Below are 6,404 nucleotides of genomic sequence, written 5' to 3'. Positions count from 1 at the left end.
AGACAGGCCCCCGGCCACCCGGCCCCCGCCGAGCTGGTCGAGCGCTACGCCGCCCGCTCGGGACGCGATGTCTCCCACGTCTCCTGGTACACGGCGTTCGCCTGGTTCAAGCTCGCCGTGATCCTGGAGGGCATCCACTACCGCTACACGCTGGGCCAGACGGTCGGACGCGGCTTCGACCGCATCGGCGACCTGGTGCCGGTCTTCATCCAGCACGGTCTGACCACTCTTCAGGAAGGCTGACGGACATGGACTTCGCGTTCGACGCGCGCACCGAGGAACTGCGCGCCAGGCTGCTCGCCTTCATGGACGAGTACGTCCACCCCGCCGAGGCGGTCGCCCACGAGCAGCGGGAGCGGCTCGCCTCGCCGTGGGAGACGCCGGCCGTGGTGGAGGAGCTTAAGGCGGAGGCCAAGCGGCAGGGGCTGTGGAACCTCTTCCTGCCCGACGCCGAGCACGGCGCCGGCCTCACCAACCTCCAGTACGCCCCGCTCGCCGAGATCACCGGCCGCTCCCCGCAGCTCGCGCCGACCGCGACCAACTGCGCCGCCCCCGACACCGGGAACATGGAGGTGCTCGCCCAGTTCGGCGACGAGGCCCAGAAGAAGCAGTGGCTGGAGCCGCTGCTGGCGGGCGAGATCCGCTCGGCGTTCGCGATGACCGAGCCCGAGGTGGCCTCCTCCGACGCCACCAACATCACCACGCACATCGAGCGGGACGGCGACGAGTACGTCATCACCGGCCGCAAGTGGTACATCTCCGGGGCGATGAACCCGGACTGCAAGATCTTCATCGTGATGGGCAAGACCGACCCGGACGGGCCGGACATCCGCCGCCAGCAGTCCATGGTCCTGGTCCCCCGCGACACCCCGGGCGTCACCGTGCGGCGCGCCATGCAGGTCTTCGGCTACGAGGACCACTGGCACGGCGGCCACGCCGAGGTGGTCTTCGACCACGCGCGCGTGCCGGTGACGAACCTGATCGGCGAGGAGGGCGGCGGCTTCGCCATCGCCCAGGCCCGGCTCGGCCCCGGCCGGATCCACCACTGCATGCGGCTGATCGGCATGGCCGAGCGGGCCATCGAGCTGATGTGCCGGCGGGCCGTGTCCCGCGAGGCCTTCGGCAGGCCGCTGGCCCAGCAGGGCGTGATCCACAACTGGATCGCCGACGCGCGCGTGACGGTCGAGCAGCTTCGGCTGCTGGTCCTGAAGACGGCCTGGCTGATGGACACCGTCGGCAACCGGGGCGCCCACACCGAGATCCAGGCCATCAAGATCGCCACACCGCGCGCGGTGGTCGACATCATCGACAAGGCGATCCAGCTGCACGGCGCGGGCGGTGTCAGCCAGGACTTCCCGCTGGCCGAGCTGTACGCCGGCGCCCGCACCCTGATGATCGCCGACGGCCCCGACGAGGTGCACCAGCGGTCGCTGGCCCGGCGGGAGCTGAAGAAGTACGCGTGAGGCACGGTCAAAGGGGCGGCTGCCGATGGCAGCCGCCCCTTTGACCCACGTCGTGCCGTTACGGCCGCAGCGCGCGCAGCAGCAGGTCCGCCAGGTGGTCGGCGACCTGCTGCGGGGTGAGCGGGCCGTCGGGGCGGTACCAGGTGGACAGGTGGTGCACGGAGCCGAAGTGGTAGTCGACCACCAGGTCCGCCGGGGTCGCCTTGGAGAAGACGCCCGCCTCCTGGCCCTCCTCGATCAGCGCGCGGAACCGCTCGTGGTAGCGCCGCCGCTCGGCCCGCACCTGCTTGTTCTTCTCCGGGCTGAGATGGTGCATCGAGCGGAAGAAGATGGACGCGTCGTCCAGGTTGTCGATCGTGGTGACCACGACGTCCGCCGCCGCGTCCCGCACCCGCTTCTCCACCGGCTCGTCGGCGCCCGCGAAGGTGTCCAGACGCTCCTGCTGGAGGCGCAGCACCCGGGCGTACACCTCGTGCAGCAGGTCGTCCTTGGAGCCGAAGTAGTGGTACAGCGCCCCCTTGGTGACGCCGGCCGCCTCGACGATCTCCTGCACCGACGTGCGGTCGTACCCCTGCTCGGCGAAGAGCCGGGTGGCGGCGGCCAGCAGCCGCTGCGGCACAGGAGTCCCGTCGCCGTCCGTCGTCCTGGGCACTGCGCCACCTGCCTTTCCGTGTTGCCTTACCGATTGTCCCGCGTGCGGGAACGCAGTTCCCGACGGAGGATCTTCCCACTCGCCGTCTTCGGCAAGTCCGGCAGGATCTCCACCTGCCGCGGGTACTTGTAGGCGGCCAGTCTCTCCTTGCAGTACTCCGCCAGCTCGTCCGGGTCCGTGTCGGCGTCCGGACGGAGGCTGATATAGGCCTTGACGGTCTCCCCGCGGTACCCGTCCGGCACACCTACGACGGCCGCCTCGCGCACCGCCGGATGCGTGTAGAGGACGTCCTCGACCTCGCGCGGCCACACCTTGAAGCCGGACGCGTTGATCATGTCCTTCTTGCGGTCGACGACGTACAGCCAGCCCCGCTCGTCCATGAACCCGATGTCCCCGGTGCGCAGCTCGCCGTTGGGGAAGGTCTCGGCGGTGGCGTCGGGCCGCCGCCAGTAGCCGGGCACCACCTGCGGGCCCCGTACGACGATCTCGCCCTGCTCCCCGAACGGCACCTCCTCGCCCAGCTCGTCCACGATCCGCACCACCGTGTCGGGTCCGGGCACGCCCACCGCGAGCGTCCCGGAGGCCGGGTCGACGGGCGCCTCCCGGTGCGGCGGCACGGAGGCACAGGGCGCGGTGCACTCGGTGAGCCCGTAGCCGTTGCGGATGTACGGCCCGAAGCCGGCCCGGAACTTCTCCACCAGGGCGGGCGGCAGCGGGGCGCCGCCGGAGGAGATCACCCGGAAGGACGCGAAGTGGTCCCGGGTGACCTTCGGGTGCGCGGCCAGCGCCATGAAGGCGGTGGACGGGCCGACCGTGTAGTGCGGCCGGTGCTCGGCGAACGCGTCGAGCACCACTCCCGCCTCGAACCGGTAGGCCAGCACCAGGGTGCCCGCGCTGTTCAGGCAGGCGCCGAACTCGCAGACCATCCCGGTGATGTGGAAGAGCGGCGCCAGCGCGAAGTACACCGGCGCCGCGGGCAGCCCGAGCCCCGTCCGCTGCCGCTCGGCGTTGTGCATGATGTTGCCGTGCGTGTTGGTGGCGCCCTTGGGTGTGCCGCTGGTGCCGGAGGTGTAGCTGATCAGTGCGAGGTCACCGGGCCCCGGCTCGCGTCCCGCGGGCGCCCGGTGCCCGGCGCGGGCCACGGCGGTCAGGTCGTCGGCGTCGGCGGCCCGCGGCAGCCGCTCGAACCCCAGCACCCGGTCGTCGCCGCGGGTCTGGAAGTCCAGCTCGCAGGCGGTGAGCGCGATCCGCACCGGCGAGTCGAGCGCCGTGTCGCGCAGATACGCCTCCCAGGCCCGGTCGGAGCAGATCAGTGCCGCGACCTCGCCGTCCCGCAGCACATGGGCCACCTCACCCGACTTGTACATCGGGTTCACCGGCACCACCACCGCGCCCGCCTTCCAGGCGCCCAGCACGGCGAGCGCGAAGTGCGGCGAGTTCTGCAGCAGCACGGCGACCCGGTCGCCGCGCTCCAGTCCCCGGGCGGCGAGGTGCCCGGCGACCGAGTCGCTCAGCTCGTCCGCCTCGCGATAGCTCAGCCGCCCGTCGAAGTAGGCGAGAAAGGTCCGCTCCGGAGCCTCGGCGACCGCGCGCCGCAGCGCGTGCACCAGGGAGTCCGCCGGGCTGACGGGCGCCTTCTGGGCCTCCTCCAGGAGGTCCAGCCAGGGCTTGGCCGCGTAGCGGGAGCCGGTCACCGCGCCGCCTCCCACTTCCGCTGGAGGTGGTTCATGTTGCCCAGCCAGCGGTCGGGGTCGGCGGCCCGCGCCTGGTAGTACCCGGCGACCTCCGGGTGCGGCAGGATCAGGAACCGGTCCTCCTCGATCCCGGCGAACAGCGCGTCCGCGACCGCTTCCGGCTCGATGGCGGTGGGTGCCAGCACCAGGTCGCCCGCGCTGCCGCTCCCGGTCAGCATGTCGGTGCGCACGCCCTGCGGGCAGATGGCGTGCACCTTGATCCCCCGGTGCCGGTACGTCAGCGACAGCCACTCGGCGAAGGCGTAGGCGCCGTGCTTGGTGACGCTGTAGGGGGCGGCTCCGATCATCGTGAGCAGCCCGGCGGCCGACACGGTGGACACGAACCGCCCGCCGCCCCGCTCCAGCCAGCCGGGGAGCAGCGCGTGCGCCGCCCGTACATGGGCCATGACGTTCACGTCCCAGGCGAGCGCCCACACGTCCTCACCGGCCGCCTCGGAACCACCGGAGGCCACCCCGGCGTTGGCGCAGTACACGTCGACGGTCCCGCCGAGCGCGTCCCGCGCCTCGTCGACGATCGCGGAGGCGTCGCCCGGCACGGCGATCCCGCCGATCTCCTCGGCCACGGCCTTGGCCTTGTCGGCATCGAGGTCGTTCACGACGACCCGAGCCCCCTCGGCGGCGAACCTGCGGGCCAGCGCGGCCCCGATCCCGCCACCGGCCCCGGTGACCACCACTCCCGCACCCTGCACGGCTTCCACCATCGGTCTCCTTCGACGCGACGCCATACGGCTCTGCTCCCGGCGAGACGTCAGACTAACCGGTCGGTATGTCTCAAGGAAGGGGAACGGACACCCGGGAGAAGGGCGCGGGGCCGTTCCCCCGTGCGGCTCCGCCGGGTGGGCGCGACCGGTCCCCAACCGCCCCGCACCCTGCCACACTCCCTGCGGGAGCACTCCACCACCACCGGAGGTCACCGCATGACGTTGTCCAGACGCACCCTCCTGGCCACCACCGCCGCCACCGCGGCCCTCACCGCGACCGCGCCTCCCGCCACCGCGGCCCTCACCGCGACCGCGCCTCCCGCCACCGCGGCCCCGCGGCGAACGCGCCGCCTCCGCACCGGCTTCGAACGCCTCGCCGGGGACGGCTACGGCATCCTCCGCGGCGAGCGGGTCGGCATCGTCACCAATCCCACCGGCATCACCCGGGACGCCCGCCACATCGTCGACGTCATGCACGCCGACGACCGCGTGGACCTCAGGGCCGTCTTCGGCCCGGAGCACGGCTTCCGCGGCACCGCGCAGGCCGGCGGCTCGGAGGGCCGCCACGACGACCCGGCGACGGGCCTGCCCGTCTACGACACGTACCTGAAGAGCGGCCAGGCCCTCGCCGACGTCTTCACCGCCTCCGGCGTGGACACGGTCCTCTTCGACATCCAGGACGTCGGCGCCCGCTTCTACACGTACATCTGGACCTTGTACGACTGCATGGCGGCGGCCCGCCTCGCCGGCAAGCGCGTCGTCGTCCTCGACCGCCCGAACCCGGTCACGGGCCGCGCGGCCCTCGGCCCGGTCCTGCGCAAGGAGTTCGCCACGTTCATCGGCCGGGAGCCGATCGCGCAGGCGCACGGAATGACCGTGGGCGAGCTGGCCCGGCTGTTCAACGGGGAGTTCCTGACCACGCCGGTGGCGCTGGACGTCGTACGGATGACCGGCTGGAAGCGGTCGGCGTTCCACGACGGCTCCGGGCTGCCGTGGGTGCCGCCGAGCCCGAACATGCCGACCCCCGAGACCGCGCTCGTCTACGCGGGAACGTGTCTCTTCGAGGGCACCAACCTCTCCGAGGGCCGGGGCACGACCCGCCCGTTCGAACTGCTGGGCGCCGAGGGCGTGGACGGCCGCTGGGCCGCCGCGGTGAACGAACTCCGGCTTCCCGGCGTGCACTTCAGGGAGGCGTACTTCGCGCCCACCTTCTCCAAGTTCCAGGGGAAGACGGTCGGCGGTGTCCAGGTCCACGTCCACGACCGGGCCGTCTACGACCCGGTCCGCACGGGGATCGCGCTGCTGGTGACCGCCAAGCGCAGCTGGCCGGGCTTCGCCTGGCGGCCGGACCACTGGATCGACAAGCTCACCGGCTCCACCCGGGTCCGCACGCTGATCGACGCGGGGGCGGGCGTGGACGACGTGGTCGCGGACTGGCAGCCGGAGCTGGCGGCCTTCCGGGAGGTCCGCGAGGAGTACTTGCTGTACTGACGGGCCGGCGGCGGGCCGCGTCCGCGGGCCCGCCGCCGCCCCGAAGCGGCTCACCGGTGCGAGGTGAACTCCACGACCTGCTGGTACGTCGGCCGGTTCTGCCAGCCGACCGTGCGGTGGCCGATCCCGCCCAGGGCCCGGTGAACGATCGCGTCGGCGCACCACTGGTCGCCCGCCGCGCAGTGCGCGTCGCCGGGGTAGACCTGGGCGGCGGTCCGGCCGGCCGCCTCCTTCAGGGTGCCGGTCAGGATGTCCCGGCAGGCGGCGAGGCTGCCGCCGCCGCAGTACCGGTCCGCGAGCGGTCCTCGGCGAGCCGGTGCGCGGACCGCTCGCGGACCGGTAC

The 6,404-nt window shown here is 72.6% G+C and carries 5 protein-coding genes and 2 pseudogenes; 3 read left to right on the top strand and 4 right to left on the bottom strand.

Annotation, left to right across the window (positions count from 1 at the left end):
- Positions 1–243 (top strand): annotated as a pseudogene (locus CCN42_RS25035) (phosphotransferase family protein); the annotation flags it as partial.
- Positions 244–248: 5 nt separating this feature from the next.
- Complete coding sequence (locus CCN42_RS25030; protein WP_086173325.1) at positions 249–1,463, top strand: acyl-CoA dehydrogenase family protein; 1,215 nt, start codon at positions 249–251, stop codon at positions 1,461–1,463.
- A gap of 58 nt (positions 1,464–1,521) precedes the next feature.
- Here the strand turns inward: CCN42_RS25030 and CCN42_RS25025 are convergent, their stop codons facing one another.
- The 3 genes from CCN42_RS25025 to CCN42_RS25015 are packed head-to-tail and all read right to left on the bottom strand — an operon-like array spanning position 1,522 to position 4,570.
- The gene (locus CCN42_RS25025) at positions 1,522–2,115 is read right to left on the bottom strand and encodes a TetR/AcrR family transcriptional regulator (protein WP_073942107.1); all 594 of its coding nucleotides are present in this window, start codon (positions 2,113–2,115) and stop codon (positions 1,522–1,524) included.
- 26 nt (positions 2,116–2,141) lie between these two features.
- On the bottom strand, positions 2,142–3,809 hold the full coding sequence (locus tag CCN42_RS25020; protein WP_086738994.1) for a class I adenylate-forming enzyme family protein: 1,668 nt from the start codon (positions 3,807–3,809) through the stop codon (positions 2,142–2,144).
- Complete coding sequence (locus tag CCN42_RS25015) at positions 3,806–4,570, bottom strand: SDR family oxidoreductase (RefSeq protein WP_086738990.1); 765 nt, start codon at positions 4,568–4,570, stop codon at positions 3,806–3,808. The genes CCN42_RS25020 and CCN42_RS25015 overlap by 4 nt, the downstream gene beginning before the upstream one ends.
- A 216-nt stretch (positions 4,571–4,786) precedes the next feature.
- Between CCN42_RS25015 and CCN42_RS25010 the strand changes: the two genes are divergently transcribed.
- Positions 4,787–6,061 (top strand): exo-beta-N-acetylmuramidase NamZ family protein, encoded by a 1,275-nt coding sequence (locus CCN42_RS25010; protein ID WP_086738992.1) that lies wholly within the window; start codon positions 4,787–4,789, stop codon positions 6,059–6,061.
- Positions 6,062–6,111: 50 nt separating this feature from the next.
- Here the strand turns inward: CCN42_RS25010 and CCN42_RS25005 are convergent.
- A pseudogene (locus tag CCN42_RS25005) lies at positions 6,112–6,404 on the bottom strand (penicillin acylase family protein); the annotation flags it as partial.

It is taken from the genome of Streptomyces glaucescens, from assembly GCF_002154375.1.
GTDB classification, from domain to species: Bacteria; Actinomycetota; Actinomycetes; order Streptomycetales; family Streptomycetaceae; genus Streptomyces; species Streptomyces glaucescens.
The sequence above is the reverse complement of the archived record's forward strand: the minus strand, read 5'-3'. Positions and strand labels throughout refer to the sequence as shown.

Bases quoted from the DNA above. Each gene is read 5' to 3' on its own strand.
- CCN42_RS25030 (WP_086173325.1), top strand. From the start codon at position 249: ATGGACTTCGCGTTCGACGCGCGCACCGAGGAACTGCGCGCCAGGCTG.
- CCN42_RS25015 (WP_086738990.1), bottom strand. From the start codon at position 4,570: ATGGTGGAAGCCGTGCAGGGTGCGGGAGTGGTGGTCACCGGGGCCGGT.
- CCN42_RS25010 (WP_086738992.1), top strand. From the start codon at position 4,787: ATGACGTTGTCCAGACGCACCCTCCTGGCCACCACCGCCGCCACCGCG.